We start from the raw sequence: 24,539 nt of genomic DNA on the forward strand, positions 1-24,539 counted from the left end.
GCGCCTAGCGCTCGCCGAACAGCTCGCGCTCGATGCCGCGCGTGCTGCGCTGCTGGACGACGATGGCGGCGAGCAGGAAGGGCAGCGCCGCGACCAGCGCCTCCGGCTCCGACATTTCGAACCGGCGCCGCAGGCCGATCATGACGAAGATGCCGATGGTCGTGAGCGGGAAGGACACCCATGCCCGCTGAAGATAGGCCCGGTGGCTTGCGCGCGCGGGGTCGAGCCCCGCGGCCTCGGCGCGTTCGCGCATCCGGTGCAGCTTGCGCGCGTCCCAGCGCAGCGCGATCAGCGGCGGGATCGCGAGCGCGAACATGAACGCCGCCAGCACGCTCATGCGCTATTTCTTCTTGGTGAAGTCCACCGCGACGACGTTGGAACCGTCCTCGACCGGAGCGCCCTTGGGGCCGCCGTCGCCATTGTCGCCGTCGTCGCCCGTGTCGATCTCGCTCTCTTCGCTCGCCTGGAACTTGAGGCTGAATTCGACCGCCGGATCGACGAAGTCGGTGACCGCGGCGAAGGGGATGCGCAGCGTCGAGGGCACCCCGCCGAAGCTCAGCCCCACCGAGAAGCCGTCGTCGGTGACCTCGAGGTCCCAGAAGCGATGCTGGATGACGATCGTCATTTCCTCGGGGAAGCGCTCGGTCAGGTGCGCGGGGATGTCGACCCCGGGATGGCGCGTGCGGAAGGTGATGTAGAAATGGTGACCGCCGGGCAGCCCGCCCTGCGCGGCCACGCTCGACAGCACCCGACCGACCACCGCGCGCAACGCGTCCTGGACGATCTCGTCATAGGGAATCAGGCTTTCGGGCGTCTCGTCGCTCATGGCTTGCCTCGTGAACCCGCTTGCGCGATGGGTCAAGGGATACGCTAGCCAGGGAGAGCCCCGCACCCATGCCGATCGATGCCACCAAGCCCTATGACGACGACAATGTCTTCGCCAAGATCCTGCGCGGCGAACTGCCCTGCCACAAGGAAGCCGAGACCCAGCACAGCTTCGCCTTCCACGACATCAACCCGCTGGCGGCGCACCACATCCTCGTCATCCCCAAGGGACGCTATGTCAGCTGGGACGACTTCACCGCCAAGGCATCGGACGCCGAAATCCTCGATTTCACCCGCCTCGTCGGCAAGATCGCGCGCGACCGCGGGATGGAACAGCAGGGCTATCGCCTGCTCGCCAACGTGGGGCAGCGCGCGGGGCAGGAAGTCGGGCACCTGCACGTCCACCTGTTCGCGGGCGAGCCGCTGGGGCCGATGCTCTGCAAGTAGCGTGCGGGGGCGCCCTCGTGCCTTTTCCCTAGGCGAAGGCGGCCAGAGGCGTTACCCCATCGGCACGCAGTGATTTTTCCGGGGAGGGTTTGATGGTTTCCAAGGGAGCCGCGATGGGCAGCGCATCGGCCAAGGAAGGCTGGTCGAGCCGCGGTGCGTTCATTCTCGCCGCCGTCGGCGCGGCGGTCGGGCTGGGCAACATCTGGCGCTTCCCCGCGCTCGCGGGCGAGAGCGGGGGCGGTGCCTTCGTCCTCGTCTACATCGCCTTCGTCGCGCTGCTCGGGCTGCCGCTGGTGCTCGCCGAGATCACCATCGGCCGGATCGGCCAGACCGACGCGGTCGGCTCGATCAAGGAGGTCGCCAAGCGCAGCCAGGCCAGCGGCGGCTGGTCGGCCTTCGGCGGGATCGGCGCGATCGCCGCCTTCCTCATCCTCTCCTTCTACTCGGTCGTCGCCGGCTGGGTGCTGTATTACGCCAGCGTGATGGGCGGCGAACTGGTCGCCGCGATCGGCCGCGGCGACCCGCTCGGGGGCGCCTTCGCGGGCGAAAGCGTCGACCAGATCCAGAGCCGGATGGGCGACCTGTTCGGCAATCCCTGGCTGCTGCTGGGCATGCACGCCGGCTTCATGGGGGTGACCTGGTTCATCGTCAGCCGCGGCGTCCATGCCGGGATCGAGAAGGCGGCGACCTACCTCATGCCCGCCTTCTTCGTGCTGCTGATCGGCATCACCATCTACGGCGCCTTCGAGGGCAATTTCTCGGAGGCCACCGCCTTCCTCTTCACCGCCGACTTCTCCAAGCTCACCCCGCAGGTGATCAATGCCGCGCTGGGGCAGGCGCTCTTCTCGCTCTCGCTCGGGGTCGCGGGGCTGATCACCTACGGCAGTTACATCCGCCGCTCTGGCGGGCTCGGGGGCACCTCGGCCACGATCGCGCTGGCCGACACCATGGTGGCGATGGTCGCGGGCCTGATGATCTTCCCGATCGTGTTCGCCGCAGGGCTCGACCCGGCGGGCGGCCCCACGCTGGTGTTCCAGGCGCTGCCCGTCGCCTTCCAGGCGATGCCCGGGGGGGCGCTCATCGGCTTCCTCTTCTTCCTCCTCATCTTCGTGGCCGCGCTAACCAGCTCGATCTCGCTGCTCGAGGTGCCGACGGCCTACGGCAAGGGCGAGATGCGCTGGACCCGCTTCGTCTCGGCGAGCATCTTCGCGCTGGGCGCCTTCATTCTCGGGATCGCGAGCCTGCTCGGCTACAACGTCTGGGCCGGGGTGAGCCCGCTCGGCTTCTGGTCGATCTTCGAGGGGCTCGATATCCTCGACACGATCGACGGGTTCACCGGGCGCGTGATGCTGCCGCTCGGGGTCATGCTGCTTTCGATCTTCATCGGCTGGAAGGCCGATGCCAAGATGCTGCAGGCCTCGACCGGGCTGTCCAACACCACCTTCCGGCTGTGGCGTTTCCTCGTCGCCTGGGTGTGCCCGATCGCGGTCGGGCTGGTGCTCCTGTTCGGGCTGTTCCCGGGGCTGCTCGGCTGAACGATTTCATTTTGCGCTCGGGGCGAGTGCGGATAAGTTGTTCCCGCTCCCGGTGACCGCTTGGGGTCACCGGGGGTGGAGACCACCCGTCAATGATTCTCGGTCGTGTCAAACCGCTCGACGCCATCCTGGCGACGGCGGAAAAGAAGGCGCTGCACCGCTCGCTCGGCGCGCTCCAGCTCACCCTGTTCGGGGTCGGGTGCATCATCGGCACCGGCATCTTCGTCCTCACCTCGGCGGGGGCGCAGAAGGCCGGCCCCGGGCTCATGCTCGCCTTCGTCATCGCGGGCCTCGTCTGCCTCGTCGCGGCGCTGTGCTACGCCGAGATCGCCTCGACCATCCCGGTCGCGGGTTCGGCCTATACCTATAGCTATGCGACGATGGGCGAATTCCTCGCCTGGACGGTGGGCTGGGCGCTGGTGCTCGAATATGCGATCGCCGCCGCCGCCGTGTCGGTCGGCTGGTCGGGCTATTTCGCGGGCACCATACTCAACGAGTTCTTCGGCGTCACCTTGCCACCCTTCCTCGCCGCGGGGCCGCTCGCGCTCGGCGGCCAGCCGGGCGGGCTCGTCAACCTGCCTGCCGCGCTGATCGCGCTGCTCGTGACCTGGCTGCTGATGCTCGGCACCAACGAGAGCGCCAAGGTCAACGCCGCGCTGGTGGCGATCAAGGTCAGCGCGCTGACCGCCTTCATCGTGCTGACCGTGCCCGAGGTCGAGCTCGCCAGGTTCAACCCGTTCCTGCCCGCCGGGCTGTTCGGCGGCATCGGTGCCGGCGTCGGCGCGGTCGGCGCAGCGGCGACGATCTTCTTCGCCTATGTCGGCTTCGACGCGGTCTCGACCGCCGCCGAAGAGACCAGGAACCCCCAGCGCAACGTGCCGATCGGGTTGGTCGGCAGCCTGCTCATCTGCACGATCTTCTATGTCCTCGTCGCCGCCGGGGCGATCGGCACCATCGGCGGCCAGCCGATCATGGGCCCGGGCGGCGTGCCCTTCCCCGCCGGGTCGGAGGAGCTCGCGCGCCAGTGCGCCAGCGCGGCGCACGCCGCCAAGCTCGTATGCTCGGACGAGGCGCTCGCCCACGTGCTGCGCGAGATAGGCTATTCGCGGATCGGCAACATCCTCGGGGTCGCGGCCTTCCTCGCGCTGCCCTCGGTGATCCTTGTCCTGCTGTTCGCGCAAACCCGGATCTTCTTCGTCATGAGCCGCGACGGGCTGCTGCCCGAGGTGCTGTCGCGGGTGCACCCGAAGTGGAAGACCCCGCACGTGGTGACCGCGATCACCGGCCTGGTGGTGGCGATCGGCGCCGCCTTCTTCCCGGTAGGGCAGCTCGCCGACATCGCCAACGCCGGCACGCTCTATGCCTTCCTGATGGTAGCGGTGGCGGTGATGGTCCTGCGGCGCACCGACCCCCATCGCCCGCGCAGTTTCCGCACCCCGATGCTATGGCTGGTCGGGCCCGCGACGATCTTCGGCTGCGGTTTCCTGTTCCTCAACCTGCCGCGCGAGGCGATGCTGGTGCTGCCGGCATGGACCGCCATCGGCATCCTCGTCTACGCGCTCTACGGCTATCGCAAGAGCCATCTCGGGCGCGGGCTGGTCGAGGTCCACGAGCCCGAGATCCACGATCTCGAGCCCGCGATCCCGGGGGTGGACGAGCGCGATCCGCTCGATCCGCCGCGCGCACCGATCGTCTGACGTGGAGCCGGGCTAGCCGAGCTTCTTGGCGACCAGCGTACGCAAATCCTCCTCGGGGCGCGCGCCATAATGCTGGATCACCTCGCCCGCCGCGATCGCGCCCATCTTGAGGCACGCCTCGAGGTCGCGCTCCTGCGCCATCCCGGCGAGGAACCCGGCCGCGAACAGGTCGCCCGCCCCGGTGGTGTCGACGAGCTCGCGAATCGGCTGCGCACCGACCCGAGCGCGGTGCCCGTCCTCGACCGCGATCGCGCCCTTCTCCGAGCGGGTGACGACCAGCAGCGGCACCTTGGGGGCGATCCACTCGACCGCCTCGTCGAAGTCGCTCTTGCGCGACAGCGCCTTGGCCTCCGCCTCGTTGGCGAAGAGGATGTCGATCCGCCCCTCGTCGAGCAGCCGCACGAAATCCTCGCGGTGGCGATCGATGCAGAAGGTGTCGGACAGGGTGAAGGCGACCTTGCGCCCGGCGCCGCGCGCCGCGTCGATCGCCTTCTCCATCGCCGCGCGCGGCCCCGGCGGGTCCCACAGATAGCCCTCGAGATAGAGGATGCCCGCGTCGGCGATCGCCGTGTCGGGGATCGCGCTGGCGGGCAATTCCTGCGCGGCGCCGAGGAAGGTGTTCATGGTGCGCTGCGCGTCGGGGGTGACGAGGATCAGGCAGCGCGCGGTGGCGGCCTGCGTGTCGGCCGAGGGCGGGACGAGGAACTCGACCCCGGCGGCCTCGATGTCATGCTTGTAGATGGCGCCGAGCTGGTCGTCGGCGACCTGCCCGATGAAGCCCGCCTTGACCCCGAGCGCGGCGATCCCCGCGGCGGTGTTGCCCGCCGACCCGCCCGAGACCTCGCGCCCCGCGCCCATCAGCGCGTAGAGCCGCTCGGCCTCCGCCTCGTCGATGAGCCGCATCGCGCCCTTGTCGAGCTCCTGACTCTTGAGGAAATCGTCGCTCGCGTCGGCGATGACGTCGACGATCGCATTGCCGATCGCGAGGACGTCGAGGCGGGGCTTGGTCATGGGTCTGCCTTGTTCCAAAGTGGGTTGGCAGCGCCCCTATGCGCTGGCCCGCCAAACCGCAAGGGGAAGGCGGCTGGTCGGAGCACGCTTGCCTTTGCGCGAAAGCCGTGGATAGCCTCGCGCCATGACGCCTCACGCCCCTGCCCCGCTGCTTGCCCTTGCCCTCGCCGCGCTGGCGTTGGCGGGCTGCGGGTCGCGCGCCACCTCGGCGGCGCCGCCCACCCCCTCGGCCAACTATTCGCTGGTCGCCGCCACCACCCCCGCCAGCGCGGGGCTGCTCCTCGGCGCGGGCGCCGCGGTGCTGCTCGGGCGGTTCGGCGCCCCCGCGCTGCAAGTGGCCGAGGGCGACAGCCTGATGCTGCAATGGCGCACGCCGGGCTGCACGCTCGACGCCTACCTCTATCCCGACCGGCGCGGCGGCGCGGAGACCGCGCATGTCGAGGCGCGCGGCCCCGACGGCAAGGCCGTAGACCGCGAGGCCTGCATCCGCGCGATCGAGCGCGCGCGCTAGCGCAGGCGTTCGCGCGCCCAGCGCGCCGCGTCGGCCACCACCGGGTCGGGGTCGCGGGTCAGCCGCTCGACCTGCGGGGCCAGCGCGCGATCCCCCGAATTGCCCGCCGCGATCAGGCAGTTGCGGACCAGCCGCCCGCGGCCGATCCGCTTGATCGGCGAGCCCGCGAACAGCTCGCGAAAGCCGGCATCGTCGAGCTGGAGGAGGTCGGCGAGCTGCGGGGCGACCAGCTCGGGGCGGGGGCGGAATTTCTCATGCCCCTGCTCGGCCCCGGCGAAGCGGTTCCAAGGGCACGCCGCGAGACAGTCGTCGCAGCCGTAGATACGGTTGCCCATCGCCGTGCGATAGGCCTCGGGGATCGGCCCCGGATGTTCGATCGTCAGGTAGGAGATGCACTTGCGCGCATCGATCCGGTGGGGCGCGGTGATCGCCCCCGTCGGGCAGGCGGCGATGCAGGCGGTGCAGCTGCCGCAATGCGCACTGGCGGGCGCCGAGGGCTCGAGCTCGAGCGTGGTGTAGATGATGCCGAGGAACAGCCAGTTGCCGTGGCTGCGGCTGAGCAGGTTGGTGTGCTTGCCCTGCCAGCCCAGTCCGGCGGCGGCGGCGAGCGGCTTTTCCATCACCGGCGCGGTGTCGACGAACACCTTCACCTCGCACGGCGCTTCGGCGACCAGCCAGCGCGCCAGCGCCTTCAACTTCTGCTTGACCAGCTTGTGGTAGTCGGCGCCCTGCGCATAGACGCTGATCCGCCCGCGGGTCGGCTCGGCCTCGAGCCAGCGCGGGTCGCGCGCCGGCGCATAGCTGAGCCCTAGCGCGATCACGCTCCGCGCCTCGGGCCACAGCGCCTTGACCCCGACGCGGTGGTGGAGCCGTTCCTCCATCCACCCCATCTCGCCGTGCCGCCCCTCGGCGATGAAGCCGCGCAGCTCCTCGCCGGCGGCATCGGCGGCATCGGCGCGCGCGAACCCGCAGGCGGCAAAGCCGAGCGCGGCGGCCTCATCGTGGATGCGGGATTCGAGACTTGCCATCAGGGCCACAGCCTCTACCAAATCAGGCCATGAACGCCACCGTCCTTGCCGCCGAAGCGAACGACCTCGTCAAGACCTTCGATGGCAAGACCGCAGTCGATGGCGCCAGCCTGTCGGTCCCCGCCGGGGCGATCTACGGCTTCCTCGGCCCCAACGGCGCGGGCAAGACCACTACCTTGCGGATGATGCTCGGCATCATCGACCCCGACGAGGGGCGGCGCACCCTGCTCGGCAACCCGCACCCGCTCAAGGTTGCTCACGATGTCGGCTACCTCCCCGAAGAACGCGGCCTCTACCCCGCGATGACCGCGCGCGAGGCGATCGCCTTCATGGGGGCGCTGCGCGGGCTGCCGCTGCCCACGGGGCGCGAGCGCGCGACGCAGCTGCTCGAGGGACATGGGCTGGCCGACTGGACGCACCAGCCGATCCGCTCGCTCTCGAAGGGGATGGCGCAGACCGTCCAGCTGCTGGGCACCATCGTCCACCGCCCCCGCCTCGTCGTGCTCGACGAGCCCTTCTCGGGGCTCGACGCCATCAACCAGGGCAAGCTGGAGGAACTCATCCGTCGCCTCGCCTCGGAGGGCACCACCGTCATCTTCTCGACCCATGTCATCGCCCACGCCGAGCGATTGTGCGAGAAGGTCGCGATCATCGCGCATGGCCGGATCGCCTTCGAGGGCGGGGTCGACGAGGCGCGCAACCGGCTGCGCCCGATCGTCCACCTGCGCACGCGCGAGCCCGACGGGCCGTGGCGCGCCGACCTGCCCGCCGCCGCGCACCGGTCGGGGTGCGAGTTCCGCTTCGAACTGCCCGACAGCGGCCCCGAGCGCATGCTCAGGAGCCTGATCGACCATGGCGCCGGGATCGACACGCTGTCGATCGAGCGCCCCGGGCTGCACGACGCCTTCGTGGCGATCGCGGGCGAGGCGGTGGCGGCGCAGATGAAGACCGGCGGGGCGCCCGGGCAATGAGGGAACTGCTCCGCGCCGCCTGGGTGATCGGCCGTCGCGACTATATCGCCACGGTGCTGTCGAAGACCTTCCTCTTCTTCCTCATCGGCCCGCTGTTCCCCGTCGCGATCGGCGTCCTCTTCGCGGGGGTGGGATCGAACATCGCCGATCGCGAGGTCGACCGCATCGTCGCGGTGGTGGCCAGCGAGGAGGACATGGCCGCGCTCGAGGCGGCGCGCGAACGGCTCGCGCCGCTGGCCCCCGGGGGCGGGTTCGTGATGCTCGAGCGGGTCGCCCCCGCGCCCGACGCGGCGGCCCAGCGCGAGGCGCTGCTCGGCCGCACCGAGCGGCCCATCCTCGGCGTGCTCGAGGGGGGGCTCGAGGCGCCCCGCTTCACCGGCACGCTCGACGAGCGCAGCGCCAGCGTGCGCCAGCTGGTCGCCTTCATCGACGATGCGCGCCGCGCCGAGGCGGTCGGCGGGCTGCCCGACGCCACCGGCCCCGCGCTCGCGGTCGAGACGCGCCGGCGGTCGGCCTCGAGCGTGAGCTTCGCGCGCCAGATCACCGCGCGGATGGGGCAGCTGCTCCTCTTCTTCATCACCATCCTGCTCGCCGGCATGCTGCTCAGCCAGATGCTCGAGGAGAAATCGAACAAGGCGATCGAGGTGCTCGCCTCGGCGGTCCCGGTCGACAGCATCTTCATCGGCAAGCTGTTCGCGATGCTCGCCATCTCGCTTACCGGGATCATCGTCTGGATCGCGACCATTCTCGCCGCGCTCTACATCTGGGGCGGGGGCGATTTCTCGCTGGTCCCGCCACCCCCCGCGGTGGGGTGGCCCGTCTTCCTCCTGCTCGGGCTCGTCTATTTCGCCACCAGTTACCTCTTGCTCGGCGCGGCCTTCCTCGGCATCGGCGCGCAGGCCTCGACGGTACGGCAAGTGCAGACGCTGTCGATGCCCATCACCATGGTCCAGGTGGTGATCTTCCTCGGCGCCCAGCTCGGGGTCGGCGAGCCCGAGGGGGCCAAGGCGATCGCCGCCGCAATCTTCCCCTTCACCAGCCCGTTCGCGATGATCGCGCGCGCCGCCGAGGTCGAGGCGCTGTGGCCGCACCTCCTCGCCGTCCTGTGGCAGGCGCTGTGGGTCGCGCTCATCCTCAAGTTCGCGGCGAGCATCTTTCGCAAGAGCGTCCTCAAGTCGGGCAAGCCGTTCCGCTGGCCCTGGCGCCGCCGCGCCGCGCGCTAGTCGATCAGCCCGGCGGCGCCGGGCCGAGCTGCTCCCACAGCTCGATCTTGATGCCGTCGGGATCGAGCAGCCAGGCGAACTTGCCATAGACCTCGTCCTGGCGGCCGAGGATCTCCACCCCCTTGCCCTCGAGCTCGGCCTGGAAGGCATCGAGGTCGTCGACCCGCAGGTTGATCATGAAGGGCATCGTGCCCGGGTCGAGATAGTCGCTGTCCTCGGGAAAACTCGACAGCAGGCTGAAGGGATCGTCGTGCGGCTCGTCGCCCCAGCGCAGGACCGGGCCATATTCGCCGCTGATGCCGAGCACCTCCTTGTACCATCTGGTGCTGGCCGCGACGTCCTTGCGCTTGACGAAGACGCCGCCCAGTCCCGTGATTCGTGCCATTTCGCTTCCCCTGCCGTGTCATGACGGGCATAGCATGGCGGCATGGCGGGGGGGAGCATCGACAGCCGGGTCATCTGGGCCATCGCGATCCCCGCGATGATCACCAACGTGGCGACCGCGCTGATCGGGGTCGCCGACCTGTGGATCGTCGGGCGGCTCGGCAGCGCCCCCCCGCAGGGCGCGGTCGACATCGGCGCGCGGCTGTTCGCGCTGCTCTTCACCGTCATGAATTTCCTCAAGACCGGGACCACCGGGATGGTCGCGCAGGCGGGCGCGCGCTCGGGCCCGCGCGAGCAGGCGGCGACCCTGCTGCGCGGCATCGCGGTCGCGCTGGTCATCGCCTTCACGCTGCTCGCGCTCAAGCCCATCCTCCTGCCGCTCCTCCTTGCCGCCCTCGGCGCCGAGGGCGCGGTGCTGGAGGCGGCGAACATCTATGCGGGCATCCGCTACTGGTCGGCCCCCGGCGTGCTCGTGAATCTCGCGCTCATCGGCTATCTCGTCGGCCAGCGCCGGATGAAGGCCGTGCTCGTCATCGAGGTCGGCTACAATCTGCTCAACGTCGCGCTCGGGCTGTTCTTCGTGCTCCGGCTCGACATGGGCATCGCCGGGATCGGCTGGTCGAGCCTGATCGCCGAATATGCCAAGCTCGCGGTCACCGCGGCGATCGTCCTGTCGGGCGGCGGCGCCGCGCTGCTGCGCGCCGCGACGCGCGACCGCGTGCTGGTTCGCGACAAGCTCCAGCCCTTCCTGTCGGTCAATCGCGACCTCTTCCTGCGCACCGTCATCCTCTCGATCGCGCTCGCCGCGCTGACCCGGATCGGCGCCGAGCGCGGCCCGGTGATCCTCGCCGCCAACGCGATCCTGTTCCAGTTCTTCCTCTTCTCGGCGCTCTTCCTCGACGGGTTCGAAAATGCCGCGCAGGTGCTCAATGGCGAGGCCAAGGGCGCCGCCGACCGGGTCCGCTTCGAGCGGCTGACCCGCGCGATCCTGCTGCGCGGGATCGCCGCCGCCGCGCTGGTCAGCCTGTTCTTCGGCGCCTTCGCGGTGCCGCTGATCAAGAGTTTCGCCGCCACCCCCGAAGTCGCCGCCGCCGCGATGTTCGTTTCGCCCTGGCTCGTACTGATGCCCTTCGCGGGGGTGGCGAGCTTCATCTACGACGGGGTCTATGTCGGGGCCTCGTGGACCCGCGCGTTGCTGCTCACGATGGTCGGCGGCACGCTGGTCTACGCGCTCAGCCTGTGGGCGACCTGGAGCCTCGGCAACCATGGGCTGTGGCTCAGCTTCACCCTGTTCCTCGCCGCCCGCGCGCTGTTCCAGCGGCTCGCGCTGCCGCGGCTGACCCGCCGGATCGACCACGACCCCACCTTGGAGAAACAATCATGATCATTGCCGTTGCCCAAGCCGACCTTCGCCGCGCCTTCGTCGGCGGCGGGCCGGGGCTCATCGTCTCGGGGCTCTGCTGGCTCGCCGCCGGCCTCGTCGCGCAGGCGAAGGGGGTGCCGACCGGCTATGCGGTGCTGTTCGTCACCGGCATGTTCATCTTCCCGAGCGCGCTGTTGCTCTGCCGCTTCCTGTTCGGCCGCGCGCCCGCCGCCAAGGACAACCCGCTGGGCCGCGTCGCGCTCGAAAGCACGTTCGCGATGATCGCGGGGATCGTCATCGCCCACCTCTTCCTCGGCAGTCGCCCCGACTATGTTTTCCCGCTGGTCGCCATCGCGGTCGGCACCCATTTCCTTGCCTTCCGCACCGCTTATGGCGACGCGCGCTTCTGGGGGCTGGCGGGGATCGTCACCGCCATCGGCGGCTATGCCATCTGGGGCAACGGGCTGTCCGCGCTGACGGTGGCGCTGCTGGTCGCCGCGAGCGAGATCCTTTTCGGCCTGTGGCTGCTCGCCAGCCCGCGCGGGGAGCGCGCGCCCTCGCGCTAGCGCCGCGGCGCTAGTGGACGAAGCGCGCGACCACGTCGCGATAGCTGCGCGAGACCTTCACCTCGGTATCCGAACCGAGGACGAGGAAGCATTCGCCATTGGTGTGCGGTTTGACCTGCTTGACCTTCTCGAGGTTGACGATGGTCGAGCGGTGGACGCGCTGGAACTTGCGCGGGTCGAGCCGCTTCTCGAGGTCCTTCATCGTCTCGCGCAGGATCAGCGTGTTGTCGCCGGTCTGGATGCACATATAGTCGCCCGCCGCGTCGATCCGCTCGATATCCTCGACATCGACGCGGAAGATCTGCCCCTGGTCGCGGATGTTGATGACGCTCTCGAAGCGGCTCGCCGCGGGGGCCGCGCTGTCCTGCGTCGACAGTTCGCTGGCCGCCTCGGGAGCATGTTCGTGGAGCGCCTCTTCGAGCTGCTTGGCCTTGCGCGCCGCGTTCTTCTCGGCGAGCCGGTTGCGCACCCGGTCGAGCGTCTCGGCGAGGCGGTCCTCCTCGACCGGCTTGACCAGATAGTCGACCGCCTTGGCCTCGAACGCCTTCACCGCATGGTCCGAATAAGCGGTGACGAAGACGAACAGCGGGGGTTCGACCTCCATCAGCCCCGAGATCACCGAGAAGCCGTCGAACCCGGGCATCTGGATGTCGAGAAAGACGAGGTCGGGCTTGAGGGTCTTGGTCTGGCGGATCGCCTCGCGCCCGTTGCTGGCGGTGCCGACGACCTCGACGTCGTCATGCGCCTCAAGCCGCAGTTGCAGCCCCTGCGTGGCCAGCGGTTCGTCATCGACCAAAAGCGTACGGATCGTCATGCTTCATCTTTCTTCACGAAGGGTATGTGGAGGATAACGCTAAAGCCCCCCTTTTCGTTCGTTCTGGTCTCGAAACTACCCGCGTCGCCATAGGCCTGCGCGAGCCGTTCGCTGGTGTTGGCGAGCCCCACCCCGGTCGACTGGCTGTCGCTGACCACCGCGCCGCCGGCCCCCGAATCGGCCACCTCGATCCGCACCCGGTCGCCCTCGCGCCGCGCGGTGATCCAGATATCGGCGCCATGCTCGGCGGGGGTGACCGCATATTTGATCGCATTCTCGATCAGCGGCTGGAGGATGAGGCTCGGTACCGGCACCCCGGCGGCCTCGGCCTCGATCCGGAAATGCGGCTTGAGCCGTTCCTCGAAGCGCATCTTCTCGATCTCGAGATAGAGCTTGAGCGTGTCGATCTCCTTGGCCAGCGGGACCTGCGCGGTGGGCTCGTTGGCCAGCGTGTAGCGCAGGAAGCTCGACAAGCGCGCGAGCATCGCGTTGGCGCGCTCGCGCTCGGCGAGCAGCACCAGCGTGGAAATGCTGTTGAGCGTGTTGAACAGGAAATGCGGGTTGAGCTGGTAGCGCAGCATCGCCAGCTGCGCCGAGGAGGCCTGGCTCTCGAGCGCGCGGCGCTGGTCGATCTGCTCCTCGAGCAGCAGGTAGTAGTTGATCCCGTAATAGAGCGCGGTCCACGCCGCCAGCAGCGAGAAATCGAGCACCAGCGCGCCGAGGAACTGCGTCCCGCGCGGCTCGAAGCTGGCGTTGACGAAGGTCGAGATGCTCCACGTCTCGAGGAAGCTGAATAGCACCGAGGTCAGCACCACCGTAACGATGCTCAGCAGCATGGTGATCGCCGCCTGCAGCTTGATCAGCCGCTTGTAGAGCGCCGCCATCAGCAGCGTGAGCGAATAGCCCGTGGCGGTGATGATCAGGCAGTGGAAGAGGAAGACGATCGGCTCGAAGCCGTTCACCACGCCGGTCAGGTAGCGCAGCATCAGGTAGCCCGACCAGCCGAAGCTCTGGAGCAGCCAGAAGGCGCGGTTCTTGTCCTGGAAGAAGGGCCGGTCGAGCCCGACCGCGCCGATCACCGGCCCCTCGGAGCGGCCCGCCGCGGCATGGTCGCCCGCCGTGCGCGCGATGCGCTCGACCGACGCCCCGCCGCCGAGACGTTCCCGCCGCGCGGGGCGACCCGCCGGCTGCTCCTTCAGCCCCGATACAGGCTCGCTCGCCAAATTCATGCTCCGTGGTTGCGCCCGCGCAACATAAGGCGCAATGCAGCGTCTTCATAGAGGCGCGGCGCGTGAGGTGGTCGCACGGTTCGAACGGTCTGGCAGGAGTTTCGCATGTTTCGTCTCGCGTTTGTCGCTATGGGCCTGGTCATGCTCACCGGTTGCTCGACCAAGGACAATGGCGCTGCCACGACCAGCGAACCCGCCGCGATCGCGCCGATCCTCGACCGCGCCGACGCGCGCGACCAGCACAGCTACGCCCGCCCGCTCGAGGCCCGCGTCTACCATGTCGCGCTCGACCTCGATGTCGATTTCGCCGCCGAGCGCGTGGCCGGCAGCGCCACGCTCGACATCGAGGCGGCGGAGGATGCCCGCGAGATCGTGCTCGACAGCCGCAACCTCACCATCCGCTCGATCACCGCCCCCGACGGCAGCGCGCTCGACTATTCGGTCGGCGAGGGCAGCGAGGAGCTGGGGCAGCCGATCACCGTCGAGCTGGCGGGCCACGAGCGGATCGTGATCGACTATGTCAGCGCCCCCGACAGCGACGCGCTGCAGTTCCTCAGCCCCGCGCAGACCGCGGGCAAGGTGCATCCCTATCTGTTCAGCCAGGGCCAATCGATCCTCAACCGGTCGTGGATCCCAACGCAGGACAGCCCCGGCATCCGCCAGACCTGGGAAGCGCGCATCCGCGTGCCCAACCCGCTCACCGCGGTGATGAGCGCGCCGAGCGCGGGCGATCCCGTGCCCGACGGTCCCGACCACCGCATCTTCTCCTTTGCGATGGACAAGTCGGTCCCGCCCTATCTCATCGCCATCGCGGTCGGCGATATCGTATTCCGGCCGCTCGGCCTGCGCACCGGGGTGTGGACCGAACCGGCGATGCTCGACGCGGCGGCGGCCGAACTGGCCGATACCGAGCGCATGATCACCGCCTCCGAACAGCTGTTCGGTCCCTATCGCTGGGGGCGGTACGACATGATCGTCCTGCCCCCCTCCTTCCCCTTCGGCGGGATGGAGAACCCGACGCTGACCTTCCTTACCCCGACCTTCATCGCCGGCGACAAGTCGCTGACCGCGCTGATCGCGCACGAGCTCGCGCACAGCTGGTCGGGCAATCTGGCGACCAACGCGACCTGGGCCGATTTCTGGCTCAACGAGGGGATGACCGTCTATGCCGAGCAGCGGATCGTCGAGGCGGTCTATGGCGAGGAGGCCTATGACCAGGCGGTGAGCCTGTCGCTCGATGCCACCGACGGCGCCCTCGCCGAGCTCGAGAGGCGCGACCAGGTGCTCGCGGTCGACCTTGCCGGGCGCCACCCCGACGACGGCTTCACCGACATTCCCTACGACAAGGGCGCCGCCTTCCTGCGCACGCTCGAGGCCGAGGTCGGGCGCGAGCGCTTCGACGCCTTCCTGCGCCGCTGGTTCGACGACCATGCCTTCGAACCGGTCACCAGCTCGATGTTCTTCGAGGCGGTCGCCGAACAGCTGTTCGACGGCGACGAGGCCAAGATCGCCAGCTTCGGGCTGCGCGAATGGATCTACGAGCCCGGGCTCCCCGAGAATGTCGCGCGCGGCAACCCCGAGGCCTTCGCCGAGGTCGATGCGGCGGTGGTCGAGTTCGACGGCGGCGGCGATCCCGCGGCGCTCGGCTGGGCCGACTGGAACACCGCCGAGCGGCTGCGCTTCCTCGGCAAGATCGACACCGACTTGTCGGACGAACGCCTCGCCGCGCTCGACCGCGCCTTCGGGCTGTCGGCCACGGGCAACAACGAGATCCTCTTCCTCTGGCTCAAGCTGGCGATCGCCAACCGCTACGATCCGGCGGTCGATCGGCTGACCCGCTTCCTGACCAGCCAGGGGCGCCGCAAGTTCGTGCGCCCGCTTTTCGTCGCGCTCGCCGCCGACGAGGAGTGGGGCCTGACGATCGCGCGCCGCATCTACCCGCGCGCGCGCCCGCTCTACCATCCGGTGACCTTCCAGGACCTCGACCAGATGGGGCTCGACGCCGCGCGAACCGGATCGGAATCAACGCAAAGTTAACCACGCCCTTAACCCGGTCGTAACCAGCCCCGGTCTAGGTCTGGCGCTCATTCAGAGGAGCGCGCGAGTCGAATGTACCAGGCCCCCGACCGTTACAAGCGGATGATCTCGGCCAAGCTGCCTGACGGCGCCTCGCTCGGCGTCGCGCAGGGCGTGCGCGACGACCAGGCGTCCACCCCCTTGCGCGACGTGCAGCTGATCAGCCGTGCCCAGCTCGCGCCCTTCTTCGCCGCCGCCAATATCCTCGCCGCGCTCCTGTTCGCCGCCTCGATGCATTCGAGCATCGACCTCTTGCTGATGATCGGCTGGATCCTCGCCGTGGGGGCGGTCAACGTCGCCATGACGATGCTCGCGCGGCGGCAGGCGATCACCCATATCGGGCGCTCGGGACGCCGAGTGCCGCACTGGCTGATGCTGTCCGACGTCGCGTTGCGCGCGGCCGTCTGGCTGGCGCTGCCGATGATGGTGTTCGCCGGCCTCTCGCCCTCCGACCAGATCATCGCCGCCTCGGTCATCGCCGGGCTCGGGGTCGCCGCGCTGGGCCTCGTCGCGGTCCCGACCGCGGCGATGACGTGGATGACCGTCTTCGTCACCGCGCTGTGCGTCAACCTCTTCATCGGGCGCCAGACCGTGCCGTTCGAGCATATGGTCGCGATCATCTTCGTGATCGGCGTGGCGATGGCCGGGGTGATGACGGTGGCGCGCTGGGCCTTCCACCAGCTCAAGACCAACGCCGATGTCGGCTCGCAGTCGGAAAGCGCCTCGCTTCTCCTCCAGGAATATGAAAAGCGCGGGGTCGGCTGGCTGTGGCAAGTCGACGAGGAAAACCGCGTCACCTACCTGTCGAGCCGGATGGTCGCGCTGATCGGGCGCCCGTCGTCGGCGATCATCGGCCATTCGCTGCCCGCGCTGCTCGGCGGGCAGAAGGAGTTCGGCGACGTCCTGTTCGAACACAAGCCCTTCCAGAACCTCGAGATGCAGCTCGAGACGTCGCACGGCACGCGCTGGATCAGCCTCGCGGGCGATCCGATCATCGACCATGCCGGGCGCTTCGCGGGCTTTCGCGGGGTCGGCAGCGACATCACCGAGGTGCGCCGCCAGCAGGAACGGCTCACTCACCTAGCCAATGTCGACGTGCTCTCGGGGCTGCCCAATCGCGGCCGCGTGCGCCAGCTCGCGGGCGAGGCGTTGCGGCAGGCGACCAGCTCGAACGTGCCCTGCGCGGTGATGTTCCTCGACCTCGACGGGTTCAAGCCGGTCAACGACACCTTCGGCCATCCCAAGGGCGATGCGGTGCTGCAGGCGGTCGCCAAGCGGCTGGTCGACGAGGTCGGCGACATGGGCCATGTCGGTCGCATGGGGGGCGATGAATTCGCCGTCATCGTCACCGACGCGCAGAGCCGCAAGGGCGTGCAGGCGCTCGCCGAGCGCATCATCGCCTCGGTCGCCGAACCCTATATGATCGACCAGATCGAGATCCGCATCGGCGTCTCGATCGGCTGCGCCTTCGGCCCCATTGACGGCGCTACCGTCGACGACCTCATCCTCAAGGCCGACCTTGCGCTCTACGAGGCCAAGAACGCGGGCCGCGGGGTCGCCAAATATTTCTCCTCCGAACTGATGAGCGAGCAGGAAGACCGCGTCCGGCTCGAGAGCGACCTGCGCGCCGCGATCGCCTCGAAACAGTTCCACCTCCTCTACCAGCCGCTCGTCTCGGCCAAGGACCAGAAGCTGATCGGCTTCGAGGCGCTGATCCGCTGGAACCACCCGCAGCGCGGGCTCGTGCCGCCCCCGGTCTTCATCCCGATCGCCGAGGAATGCGGGCTGATGATGGAAATCGGCCAGTGGGTCATCGAGGAAGCGTGCAAGACGCTGGCGCAATGGCCCGAACCGATCACCGTCGCGGTCAACGTCAGCCCCAAGCAGATCCAGATGCCCTCCCTGCCCCAGCTCGTCAGCCAGGCGCTGGCGCGGCACAAGGTCCCCGGCAACCGCCTCGAGCTCGAGGTCACCGAGGGCATCTTCCTCGGCAACAATTCGGCCACCCTCGAGATCCTCCAGCGCCTGCGCCAATTGGGCGTCGGCATCGCGCTCGACGACTTCGGCACCGGCTACTCCTCGATCGGCTATTTGAACAAGGCGGTGTTCCACAAGCTGAAGATCGACGGCAGCTTCGTGCGCGAGGCGGGCACCCGCGAGGAAAATGTCGCGATCATCAAGTCGATCGTCCAGCTCGCCAAGTCGTTCCGCATGAACGTCACCGCCGAGGGGGTCGAGACCGCCGAGGACTTCGAGCGCATGCGCAACCTCGGGGTCGATACCATCCAGGGCTATCTGTTCGGCCGCCCGCTCACCTACGAACGCGCCAACCAGATGGTCGTCGGCCTCTCGCGCAAGGTCGGTTGAGCGTTCACGGTCGGCCGGGCGCGCGCTAGCGCACCAGCTGGCAGAGCGCGTCCTCGAGCGCATCGGGCGAGAAGGGCTTGACCAGGATCGGCGCCGCGGGCGCGACCGCGCGGATCGTCTCGGTCTCGCTGTAGCCCGAGATGAACAGGATCGGCTGGTCGGGGGCCCGCGCGAGGATTCGCGCCGCCACCTCCGCGCCCGACAGTCCGGGCATCGCGAAATCGATCAGCGCGACGTCGAACCGCCCGGGCTCGAACGCGTCGCACCCCGACGGGCCGTCGCCCGCCACCACGACGCGCGCGCCGCAATCCTCGAGCGTCTGCTCGATGAACCCGCGCACGTCGCGGTCATCGTCGATCACCAGGATCGAGCGCCCTGCGATCGAGTGCGCGCTGGGCCCACTCACGGCGGGATCGCGGGCGGTATCGGCGGGCGCGTCGGCGAAGCGGAAGTAGAGCTTGACGGTCGTGCCCTCGCCGAGGGCGCTGTCGATCCGCGCGGCGCCGCCCGACTGGCGCACCATCCCGTAGACCATCGACAGCCCGAGCCCGGTGCCCTTGCCGACCTCCTTGGTGGTGAAGAAGGGCTCGAACGCCTTCTGCACGGTGCGCGGCGCCATCCCGGTGCCGGTATCGCTCACCCCCAGCTCGAGATAGTCGCCGGGCACCGCCTCGCCGTCGTCGTCGATGCGGGCAGTGCGCGTCGCCAGCGTGAGCCGCCCGCCGGTCGCCATCGCGTCGCGCGCGTTGATCGCCAGGTTGAGCAGCGCCACCTCGAGCTGGGTCGGGTCGGCGAGGATCTGCGCATCGCTGTCCTCGATCTCCCAATGCACCTCGTACCGCCCCCCCATCGCGTTGGCGATCAGCGGCCCGACCTCGCGCAGCACGTCGCCGATCCGCACCGGGCGGACCTCGAGCTTCTGGACCCGGCTGAAGGTCAGCAGCTGGCCGGTCAGCCGCGCGCCGCGCTGCGCGGCCGCGAGCGCATTGTCGGCATAGCGCTTGAGCTTCTCGTCCTCGACCCGCTTGGCGATGAGGTCGAGCCCGCCGAGCACCACCGTCAGGAGGTTGTTGAAGTCGTGCGCGATGCCGCCGGTCAGCTGCCCGAGCGCCTCCATCTTCTGCGACTGGCGCAGCTGGCTCTCGGCCGCCTTGAGCGCGGTCACGTCGCGCGCCTCGCCGACCAGATACTGGGGGCGCCCCTCGGCGTCGCGGACCGGGCGGACGGTCAGCAGGTGGGTCGCGTGCGCGGTCGTCAGGTCGAGGTCGATCTCGGCGCGCGCCTCCTCGCCGCGCGCGGCCGCCTCGATCAGCCGGCGCATGACCCCTGCATTGCCCGGATGATCGGCGACCGGGGGCAGCTCCCACGCCGGCCGGTCGCTCTGCAACGCGGCCTCGCCCAGCGCCTTGCGCGCGGCGCGGTTCATGTCGATGTAGCGCCCGTCGAGCCCGATCAGCGCGACCATGTCGAGCGTGTCGAACACCGCCTGGAAGCGCAATTCCTTCGACGCCAGCTCGCCCCGCTGGTCGGCCACCTCGCGGCGCAGCCGGCTCTCCGCCTCCTTGCTCGCGCTGATATCGGTCGCGGTCCCGATATAGCCGTCGTTGTTACCGGCGGCATCGACCCGAGGCTGGATCTGCGCGGCGAGCCAGCGATACGCGCCGTCGTGGCGCCGGATGCGCGCGCAGAAGGAGAAGGCGCCCCCCGCCTTGAGCCCCTCGACCAGCGCCGCGCGCAGCGTCTCCTCGTCGTCGGGATGCACGAGGTCGGTCCAGTCGAGCGCCGCGGCGGCCTCGCGGTCGCAGCCGACGAAATCGGCATAGGCCTGGTTGATGAAGTCGCGGCGCCCTTCGCGATCGGTGACCCAGATCGGCACCGGCGCGCTGTCGGCGATGCGCCGGAACCGGTGTTCGCTCTCGCGCAGCGCCCGCTCGGCGCCGCGCTGTCCGGTCACGTCGTTGATGATGAGGATGATGCCGCGCACCTCCCCGTCGCTGCCGACATGGGGGATATATTCGGCCTGCGTCGTCAGCCGGCCGCGGCGCGGATGCTCATATTCGGCGGCGAAATATTGCGCCTCGCCCGCCAGCGCGCGCTCGAGCATCGGGCGCCGCGCGGCATAGCTTCGCGGTCCCATCATCGCCGCGACCTGCTGCCCGATGATGGCCTCGCGCGGGCGCCCGAGCCAGCGCGCCAGCGGCGCGTTGAGGAAGCGGTAGCGCAGCTTGGTGTCGCAATAGGCGATCATCACCGGCAGCGCATCGGCGATCGCGACGATGCCGTCGAAGTCGATCGTGTCGGGCAAGTTGGCGACGAGCGACCTGAGTTCGTGCCCGACGTCTTGCGCGCGGCTCGGCCCGTCCCGCTTGGCGCGGCGAGCGGCATCCGACTCCCCCGTGGGCGAGGCGGGCGACTCGTGTTCCCCCATTCGCTCCATCGTCCGAGCCTAGCCGAATCCCCGCGCGAATCGATAGCGGTTTTTGGAACGCAACCGTTACGATTTTGCAAAGGTGGCCCGCGGGGCTGCAACAATAGGGTCAAACGCCGATGCTAAGGCGGTGCCGGATCATCAGACTTCACCCTTGGATCGAGCATCACCGGCGACGCAGGAGGGAAGGATGAACATCGCGACGCGTTGGATCGGCGGCGGCCTGTTGCTGGCGGCCGCGAGCACGGCGGGCGGGCAGCAGCCCGCGCGGCTGGCGGGGCAGGCCGCCGAACTCGAGGCGCCGGCGGTCAACCGCGCCGCCATCCCGCCGCAGGCGGTGGTCCTGCGCGCCGACAACCCGGCGGCGCTGCTGCGACGCCTGCCCGTGCAACGGCGGCTCGACCTCGACGCGGTGCGCGCGCAGCCGGTGATCGCGCTCGAACAGGGCGAGGCCGACCTGTCCCCGGTGCTCGCCAACCCGGCCTCGCCGGTCAATATCGCCGCGCGCCTGCGGCAGCAGCCGCAACTCGCCACGGTGAAGGCCGACGTGCTCGAGGTCGCGGAAATCCCGCAGGGGCTCGTCGTCCGCCAGTTCCTCGCCTACGAGGTCGGGCTCGGTAGCTGCACCGACCCGGCGCGGCGCCGCGCGCTCGAGGCGCTCGAGATCGCCTGTTTCGATGCCACCACCCCGGCGGCGCGCGCCGACGCGCTGGCCGACCCCGACAGCCCCCGCTACCTCGCCGATCCGCGGCGGCGCGCCCGTGCGCAGGCACAGGCCGACGCGACACGCGCGCGCCAGCAGGCGGCGATCGACCGCGACCTTGCGCAGCTGCGCGCGATGCTCGCCGACCCCGGCCAGCGCGCCGCGATCGAGGCGGAGATCGGCAGCGCGCAGGCGGCGCGGCTCGCCGCGCTCGACGACGCGGCGCTCGAAGCCGAGCTGGTCAACGCCGCCGAGGTGGCGATCGAGGAGGTGATGTTCGTGCCGCAGGTCGAGCCGCGGCGGCTCGATTTTCGCCATCGCGCCGACTTCGGGCGCACCGGCTCGCCGCAGGCGGCCGAGGCCGAGCTGCGCGCGCGCGACCTCGCGCCGCCACCGGGAGCGCGCGGGCCGGACGCGCTGCGCGCGCCGCCGTCGCGGCCCGGATCGGTCGGCGATATCGCCGCCGGGCCGCAACTCGATATCAGCGAGGATATCGCGCTGCCGCCCAAGGCCTATCTCACGGGCTTCACGCTGGGCCGGCAACATGAATGGAGCCGGCGCGTGTCGATCACCATCAAATGGTGCCTGATCGGCTGCAAGCGCACCTACTATCTCGAGCCCTATGCGGGATTCGGCTATGGCATCGGGCTGCGCCTGCCGCTGCGGGTCGAGGGCACCTACCGCTATCGGCACCAGGACGGGCAGGAACGCGCCTGGCTGGTGCCCGCCTTCGCGCCGTTCGACGGCTCGGCCGCGCAATATGGCGAGGTCGGCCTGCCGCAGGCCAAGCGCTACGGCGGGCAGGAACTGGTGGCCGAGGCGGACGGCTATGCCGGGTTCCTCTACAAATTGCCCGCGGGCATCGACGGCAACGTCGGCGCCGAGGTCGCCCTCGACCTCACCGACCGCCTGCCCCAGCCCTTTCGCGACGGCCAGTTCACCCCGCCCGCGCCCGGCAGTTCGACGCCCGAGGTGGGGCGCACCATGAGCGATGTCGACCTGATCGCGGGCCGCGCCAATTTTCACGTGGTCGGGGCGCGGATCCATCCCGCGGTCAAGTTCGCGCTGGCCAGCAACGGCATCGCCTTCAAGCTGCGCGATCACCTGACCGGGACCGACCAGTGGATGACGACCCCGGGGCAGCCCTATCCGCTCAGCCTCGACAGCGGCCATCGCAGCCGCTTCTCGATCGGCGATCCGGTCTATGACCTCGCCTTCGTCATGACCCCGGGGATCGAGGGGCGGGTGTTCGTCGATGTCGCGCGCTGGTCGCACGTCTGGAAATGGCCCGTCTGGTTCCCGCAACTGTCGGTCAAGCTCCCGCCCACCGGGGTGCAGTTCGGGTGCCACGCGCAGACCGTGTGCAGCAACGCGCACGAGGTCCGAGCCGCTTATTGGGAGCCGCCCGCGCGCATGCCGACGGCGCAGGACGATCCGCCCGCGGCCCCGACCCGCGCCACCGTGCCCACGCGCGCCGAGCCGCGGCCCGAACGCGCCGAGCCGCGGCGGACGATCATGCAGGCGCCCCCGCCGCCGCCCGAGGGCCGCGACGAGGACGACTAGCGCACGATCGCTCTAGCGCGCGGTCGGTCTAGCGCGCGGGCTGGCGCGGGCGACCGGCGCCGCCGCGCGCGCGCTTGGGGGCGCCGCCGGGCGCGCGCTGGCCGCGATGCCCGCCGGGCTTGCCGCCATGGCGCTGCTGCCCCTCGCCGCGCGCGCCGCCGTCGCCGCCGCCATGCGCCTTCTTGCGGAAGGGCTTGCGTTCGCCCTCGCCCTCGGCGCGCTGGCGCTGCGGGTGGCGCGGCTTGACCGCATGCTTGGGGCCGCGCTGGCGACGCTGCGGGGGACGGCTGTTGACCCCGTCGCCCTGCTCCTCGCCCATCGGCGTCCAGCGCCCCTGCGTCGCGCCGCGCGCGGCGGGCTTGGGCAGGTCGGCGGCCTGCTGGTTGAAATTGTCGGGCAGCCGTGCGGGCGCGAGCTTGACCCCGGTCAGCCGCTCGATGTCGCGCAGATAGGCCTTCTCGTCGGGGGCGCAGAAGCTGATCGCCTCGCCCTCGCGTCCCGCCCGCGCGGTGCGCCCGATGCGGTGGACATATTGCTCGGGCACGTTGGGCAGCTCGAAGTTGAAGACGTGGCTCACCCCCGGCACGTCGATCCCGCGCGCGGCGATGTCGGTCGCCACGAGGATGCGCAGCTTGCCCTCACGGAAGCCGTTGAGCGCGGCGGTGCGCTGCCCCTGGCTCTTGTTGCCGTGGATCGCGGCCGCCTCGACCCCCGCACCGACGAGATGCCGGACGACGCGGTCGGCGCCATGCTTGGTGCGGGTGAAGACGAGCGCGCGGTCGATGCTGTTGTCACGCAGCCCGTCGCGCAGCCGCAGCGTGAGCAGCGCCTGCTTCTCGCGCTGGTCGATGAAGGTCACCGACTGGTCGATCCGCTCGGCGGTGGTCGACGGCGGGGTCACCTCGACCTTGACCGGGTTGCTGATGAACTGCCGACCCAGATCGGCGATCGCCTTGGGCATGGTCGCCGAGAAGAACAGCGACTGGCGCTCCTTGGGCAGCATGCGCGCGATCTGCTGCAGCGGCTTGATGAACCCGAGATCCATCATCTGGTCGGCCTCGTCGAGCACGAAGATCTCGACGTTGCGCAGCGTCAGCGCGCGCCGGTCGATGAGGTCGAGCAGGCGCCCCGGGGTGGCGACGAGGACGTCGGTGCCGCCGACCAGCCCGCGCGCCTGCGCGGTGATCGGCTTGCCCCCGAAGACGACATGGGTCTTCAGGCCCGTCCCCTTGGAATAGCCCTTGATCGAGGTGGCGATCTGCGCCGCCAGCTCGCGCGTCGGCGACAGCACCAGCATGCGACACGAGGCCGGCTGGCGCATCACGAACCCGCGCTCGAGCAGGCGATGGATCGAGGGCAGCGAGAAGGCTGCCGTCTTGCCCGTGCCGGTCTGCGCGATCCCCATCAGGTCGCGCCCCTCGAGGAGCGGCGGGATGGCCTGCTGCTGGATCGGGGTCGGGGTGGTGTAATTCTGGTCCTGCAAGGCGCGCAGGATCGGCTTGGCGAGGCCAAGCTTGGCAAAAAAGGACATGGTTGGTCTTTCAATATGGGTGCGGCGCGTGCGGCCCATCGGTCTGGGGCGCGCCGCGCGGCAGGGTTATCGTCGAATGCGACCCTGCGTGAAAAAGGAAGCTGTCAGAGTGTCTGGACGGTGCGGATCCCCGCAAGGGGCCTCACGCTGCACCGAATGTCTGGTGGCGCCCCTATAGGGTTCCGTTCCTGAACGCAACCGAAACCGCTTGGCAACGCCCTGCGCACCAGTCCGCCAACTGCGATCGATAATCTCAGGCGCCAAGGC

20 protein-coding genes are annotated in these 24,539 nt (G+C 69.7%); 11 read left to right on the forward strand and 9 right to left on the reverse strand.

Translation table 11 applies throughout. The features are described from left to right. Nucleotides 1-4: 4 nt before the first annotated feature. Nucleotides 5-337: a hypothetical protein gene (locus L8951_RS03950; RefSeq protein ID WP_244381718.1), complete on the reverse strand. Its 333-nt coding sequence runs from the start codon at nucleotides 335-337 to the stop codon at nucleotides 5-7. Between the two features lie 3 nt (nucleotides 338-340). Next, nucleotides 341-826, reverse strand: coding sequence for an SspB family protein (locus L8951_RS03955; protein ID WP_244381719.1), 486 nt, complete (start codon nucleotides 824-826; stop codon nucleotides 341-343). Nucleotides 827-894: 68 nt separating this feature from the next. Between L8951_RS03955 and L8951_RS03960 the strand changes: the two genes are divergently transcribed. The 3 genes from L8951_RS03960 (at nucleotide 895) to L8951_RS03970 (ending at nucleotide 4,504) form a co-directional block, all read left to right on the forward strand. Then, the gene (locus tag L8951_RS03960) at nucleotides 895-1,272 is read left to right on the forward strand and encodes an HIT domain-containing protein (RefSeq protein WP_244381720.1); all 378 of its coding nucleotides are present in this window, start codon (nucleotides 895-897) and stop codon (nucleotides 1,270-1,272) included. A gap of 92 nt (nucleotides 1,273-1,364) precedes the next feature. Further along, on the forward strand, nucleotides 1,365-2,807 hold the full coding sequence (locus L8951_RS03965) for a sodium-dependent transporter (RefSeq protein WP_244381721.1): 1,443 nt from the start codon (nucleotides 1,365-1,367) through the stop codon (nucleotides 2,805-2,807). 92 nt (nucleotides 2,808-2,899) lie between these two features. After that, nucleotides 2,900-4,504 carry an amino acid permease gene (locus L8951_RS03970; protein ID WP_244381722.1) on the forward strand — a complete coding sequence of 535 codons (1,605 nt, stop codon included), beginning with the start codon at nucleotides 2,900-2,902 and terminating at the stop codon, nucleotides 4,502-4,504. Between the two features lie 12 nt (nucleotides 4,505-4,516). On the opposite strand, the gene L8951_RS03975 is transcribed toward L8951_RS03970, so the two are convergent. Then, on the reverse strand, nucleotides 4,517-5,515 hold the full coding sequence (locus tag L8951_RS03975; protein WP_244381723.1) for an adenosine kinase: 999 nt from the start codon (nucleotides 5,513-5,515) through the stop codon (nucleotides 4,517-4,519). Between the two features lie 124 nt (nucleotides 5,516-5,639). Between L8951_RS03975 and L8951_RS03980 the strand changes: the two genes are divergently transcribed. After that, nucleotides 5,640-6,026, forward strand: a complete 387-nt coding sequence (locus L8951_RS03980) for a hypothetical protein (RefSeq protein ID WP_244381724.1) — start codon at nucleotides 5,640-5,642, stop codon at nucleotides 6,024-6,026. On the opposite strand, the gene queG is transcribed toward L8951_RS03980, so the two are convergent. Beyond that, the gene (queG, locus tag L8951_RS03985) at nucleotides 6,023-7,054 is read right to left on the reverse strand and encodes a tRNA epoxyqueuosine(34) reductase QueG (protein WP_244381725.1); all 1,032 of its coding nucleotides are present in this window, start codon (nucleotides 7,052-7,054) and stop codon (nucleotides 6,023-6,025) included. The genes L8951_RS03980 and queG overlap by 4 nt on opposite strands. A gap of 29 nt (nucleotides 7,055-7,083) precedes the next feature. Here queG and L8951_RS03990 point away from each other — a divergent pair, with 29 nt between their 5' ends. Together L8951_RS03990 and L8951_RS03995 are read left to right on the forward strand one after the other, a co-directional pair. Then, complete coding sequence (locus L8951_RS03990) at nucleotides 7,084-8,025, forward strand: ABC transporter ATP-binding protein (RefSeq protein ID WP_244381726.1); 942 nt, start codon at nucleotides 7,084-7,086, stop codon at nucleotides 8,023-8,025. Next, nucleotides 8,022-9,248, forward strand: coding sequence for an ABC transporter permease (locus tag L8951_RS03995; protein ID WP_244381727.1), 1,227 nt, complete (start codon nucleotides 8,022-8,024; stop codon nucleotides 9,246-9,248). Before L8951_RS03990 ends, L8951_RS03995 begins: the two co-directional genes overlap by 4 nt. 4 nt (nucleotides 9,249-9,252) lie before the next feature. Here L8951_RS03995 and L8951_RS04000 read toward each other — a convergent pair whose 3' ends face one another. Beyond that, nucleotides 9,253-9,633, reverse strand: a complete 381-nt coding sequence (locus L8951_RS04000) for a VOC family protein (protein WP_244381728.1) — start codon at nucleotides 9,631-9,633, stop codon at nucleotides 9,253-9,255. 42 nt (nucleotides 9,634-9,675) lie between these two features. Here L8951_RS04000 and L8951_RS04005 point away from each other — a divergent pair, with 42 nt between their 5' ends. Further along, nucleotides 9,676-11,016, forward strand: a complete 1,341-nt coding sequence (locus tag L8951_RS04005; RefSeq protein ID WP_244381729.1) for an MATE family efflux transporter — start codon at nucleotides 9,676-9,678, stop codon at nucleotides 11,014-11,016. Beyond that, on the forward strand, nucleotides 11,013-11,561 hold the full coding sequence (locus tag L8951_RS04010; protein WP_244381730.1) for a DUF7010 family protein: 549 nt from the start codon (nucleotides 11,013-11,015) through the stop codon (nucleotides 11,559-11,561). The genes L8951_RS04005 and L8951_RS04010 overlap by 4 nt, the downstream gene beginning before the upstream one ends. 10 nt (nucleotides 11,562-11,571) lie before the next feature. Here L8951_RS04010 and L8951_RS04015 read toward each other — a convergent pair whose 3' ends face one another. Then, entirely contained in the window at nucleotides 11,572-12,375 is an 804-nt protein-coding gene (locus L8951_RS04015; protein ID WP_244381731.1) for a LytR/AlgR family response regulator transcription factor, read from the reverse strand. After that, nucleotides 12,372-13,454, reverse strand: coding sequence for a sensor histidine kinase (locus L8951_RS04020; protein ID WP_244383180.1), 1,083 nt, complete (start codon nucleotides 13,452-13,454; stop codon nucleotides 12,372-12,374). The genes L8951_RS04015 and L8951_RS04020 overlap by 4 nt, the downstream gene beginning before the upstream one ends. A 255-nt stretch (nucleotides 13,455-13,709) precedes the next feature. Here L8951_RS04020 and L8951_RS04025 point away from each other — a divergent pair, with 255 nt between their 5' ends. Together L8951_RS04025 and L8951_RS04030 are read left to right on the forward strand one after the other, a co-directional pair. Beyond that, entirely contained in the window at nucleotides 13,710-15,641 is a 1,932-nt protein-coding gene (locus tag L8951_RS04025) for a M1 family metallopeptidase (protein ID WP_244381732.1), read from the forward strand. A 72-nt stretch (nucleotides 15,642-15,713) separates the two neighbouring features. Beyond that, nucleotides 15,714-18,047, forward strand: a complete 2,334-nt coding sequence (locus L8951_RS04030) for a putative bifunctional diguanylate cyclase/phosphodiesterase (protein ID WP_244381733.1) — start codon at nucleotides 15,714-15,716, stop codon at nucleotides 18,045-18,047. 25 nt (nucleotides 18,048-18,072) lie between these two features. Here L8951_RS04030 and L8951_RS04035 read toward each other — a convergent pair whose 3' ends face one another. Beyond that, a complete protein-coding gene (locus L8951_RS04035; RefSeq protein WP_244381734.1) occupies nucleotides 18,073-20,475 on the reverse strand; it encodes a PAS domain-containing protein in 2,403 nt (800 codons plus the stop codon). Nucleotides 20,476-20,665: 190 nt separating this feature from the next. Here L8951_RS04035 and L8951_RS04040 point away from each other — a divergent pair, with 190 nt between their 5' ends. After that, the gene (locus tag L8951_RS04040) at nucleotides 20,666-22,741 is read left to right on the forward strand and encodes a hypothetical protein (protein ID WP_244381735.1); all 2,076 of its coding nucleotides are present in this window, start codon (nucleotides 20,666-20,668) and stop codon (nucleotides 22,739-22,741) included. A 28-nt stretch (nucleotides 22,742-22,769) separates the two neighbouring features. Here the strand turns inward: L8951_RS04040 and L8951_RS04045 are convergent, their stop codons facing one another. Then, on the reverse strand, nucleotides 22,770-24,272 hold the full coding sequence (locus L8951_RS04045; protein ID WP_244381736.1) for a DEAD/DEAH box helicase: 1,503 nt from the start codon (nucleotides 24,270-24,272) through the stop codon (nucleotides 22,770-22,772). Nucleotides 24,273-24,539: the final 267 nt, after the last annotated feature.

This window comes from Sphingomicrobium astaxanthinifaciens, assembly GCF_022865105.1.
Lineage (GTDB): Bacteria > Pseudomonadota > Alphaproteobacteria > Sphingomonadales > Sphingomonadaceae > Sphingomicrobium > Sphingomicrobium astaxanthinifaciens.

What these genes read in the sequence shown, in the direction of transcription:
- L8951_RS03950 (WP_244381718.1), bottom strand. Translation starts at nt 337, where the DNA reads ATGAGCGTGCTGGCGGCGTTCATGTTCGCGCTCGCGATCCCGCCGCTG.
- L8951_RS03955 (WP_244381719.1), bottom strand. Translation starts at nt 826, where the DNA reads ATGAGCGACGAGACGCCCGAAAGCCTGATTCCCTATGACGAGATCGTC.
- L8951_RS03960 (WP_244381720.1), top strand. Translation starts at nt 895, where the DNA reads ATGCCGATCGATGCCACCAAGCCCTATGACGACGACAATGTCTTCGCC.
- L8951_RS03965 (WP_244381721.1), top strand. Translation starts at nt 1,365, where the DNA reads ATGGTTTCCAAGGGAGCCGCGATGGGCAGCGCATCGGCCAAGGAAGGC.
- L8951_RS03970 (WP_244381722.1), top strand. Translation starts at nt 2,900, where the DNA reads ATGATTCTCGGTCGTGTCAAACCGCTCGACGCCATCCTGGCGACGGCG.
- L8951_RS03975 (WP_244381723.1), bottom strand. Translation starts at nt 5,515, where the DNA reads ATGACCAAGCCCCGCCTCGACGTCCTCGCGATCGGCAATGCGATCGTC.
- L8951_RS03980 (WP_244381724.1), top strand. Translation starts at nt 5,640, where the DNA reads ATGACGCCTCACGCCCCTGCCCCGCTGCTTGCCCTTGCCCTCGCCGCG.
- queG (WP_244381725.1), bottom strand. Translation starts at nt 7,054, where the DNA reads ATGGCAAGTCTCGAATCCCGCATCCACGATGAGGCCGCCGCGCTCGGC.
- L8951_RS03990 (WP_244381726.1), top strand. Translation starts at nt 7,084, where the DNA reads ATGAACGCCACCGTCCTTGCCGCCGAAGCGAACGACCTCGTCAAGACC.
- L8951_RS03995 (WP_244381727.1), top strand. Translation starts at nt 8,022, where the DNA reads ATGAGGGAACTGCTCCGCGCCGCCTGGGTGATCGGCCGTCGCGACTAT.
- L8951_RS04000 (WP_244381728.1), bottom strand. Translation starts at nt 9,633, where the DNA reads ATGGCACGAATCACGGGACTGGGCGGCGTCTTCGTCAAGCGCAAGGAC.
- L8951_RS04005 (WP_244381729.1), top strand. Translation starts at nt 9,676, where the DNA reads ATGGCGGGGGGGAGCATCGACAGCCGGGTCATCTGGGCCATCGCGATC.
- L8951_RS04010 (WP_244381730.1), top strand. Translation starts at nt 11,013, where the DNA reads ATGATCATTGCCGTTGCCCAAGCCGACCTTCGCCGCGCCTTCGTCGGC.
- L8951_RS04015 (WP_244381731.1), bottom strand. Translation starts at nt 12,375, where the DNA reads ATGACGATCCGTACGCTTTTGGTCGATGACGAACCGCTGGCCACGCAG.
- L8951_RS04025 (WP_244381732.1), top strand. Translation starts at nt 13,710, where the DNA reads ATGTTTCGTCTCGCGTTTGTCGCTATGGGCCTGGTCATGCTCACCGGT.
- L8951_RS04030 (WP_244381733.1), top strand. Translation starts at nt 15,714, where the DNA reads ATGTACCAGGCCCCCGACCGTTACAAGCGGATGATCTCGGCCAAGCTG.
- L8951_RS04035 (WP_244381734.1), bottom strand. Translation starts at nt 20,475, where the DNA reads ATGGGGGAACACGAGTCGCCCGCCTCGCCCACGGGGGAGTCGGATGCC.
- L8951_RS04040 (WP_244381735.1), top strand. Translation starts at nt 20,666, where the DNA reads ATGAACATCGCGACGCGTTGGATCGGCGGCGGCCTGTTGCTGGCGGCC.
- L8951_RS04045 (WP_244381736.1), bottom strand. Translation starts at nt 24,272, where the DNA reads ATGTCCTTTTTTGCCAAGCTTGGCCTCGCCAAGCCGATCCTGCGCGCC.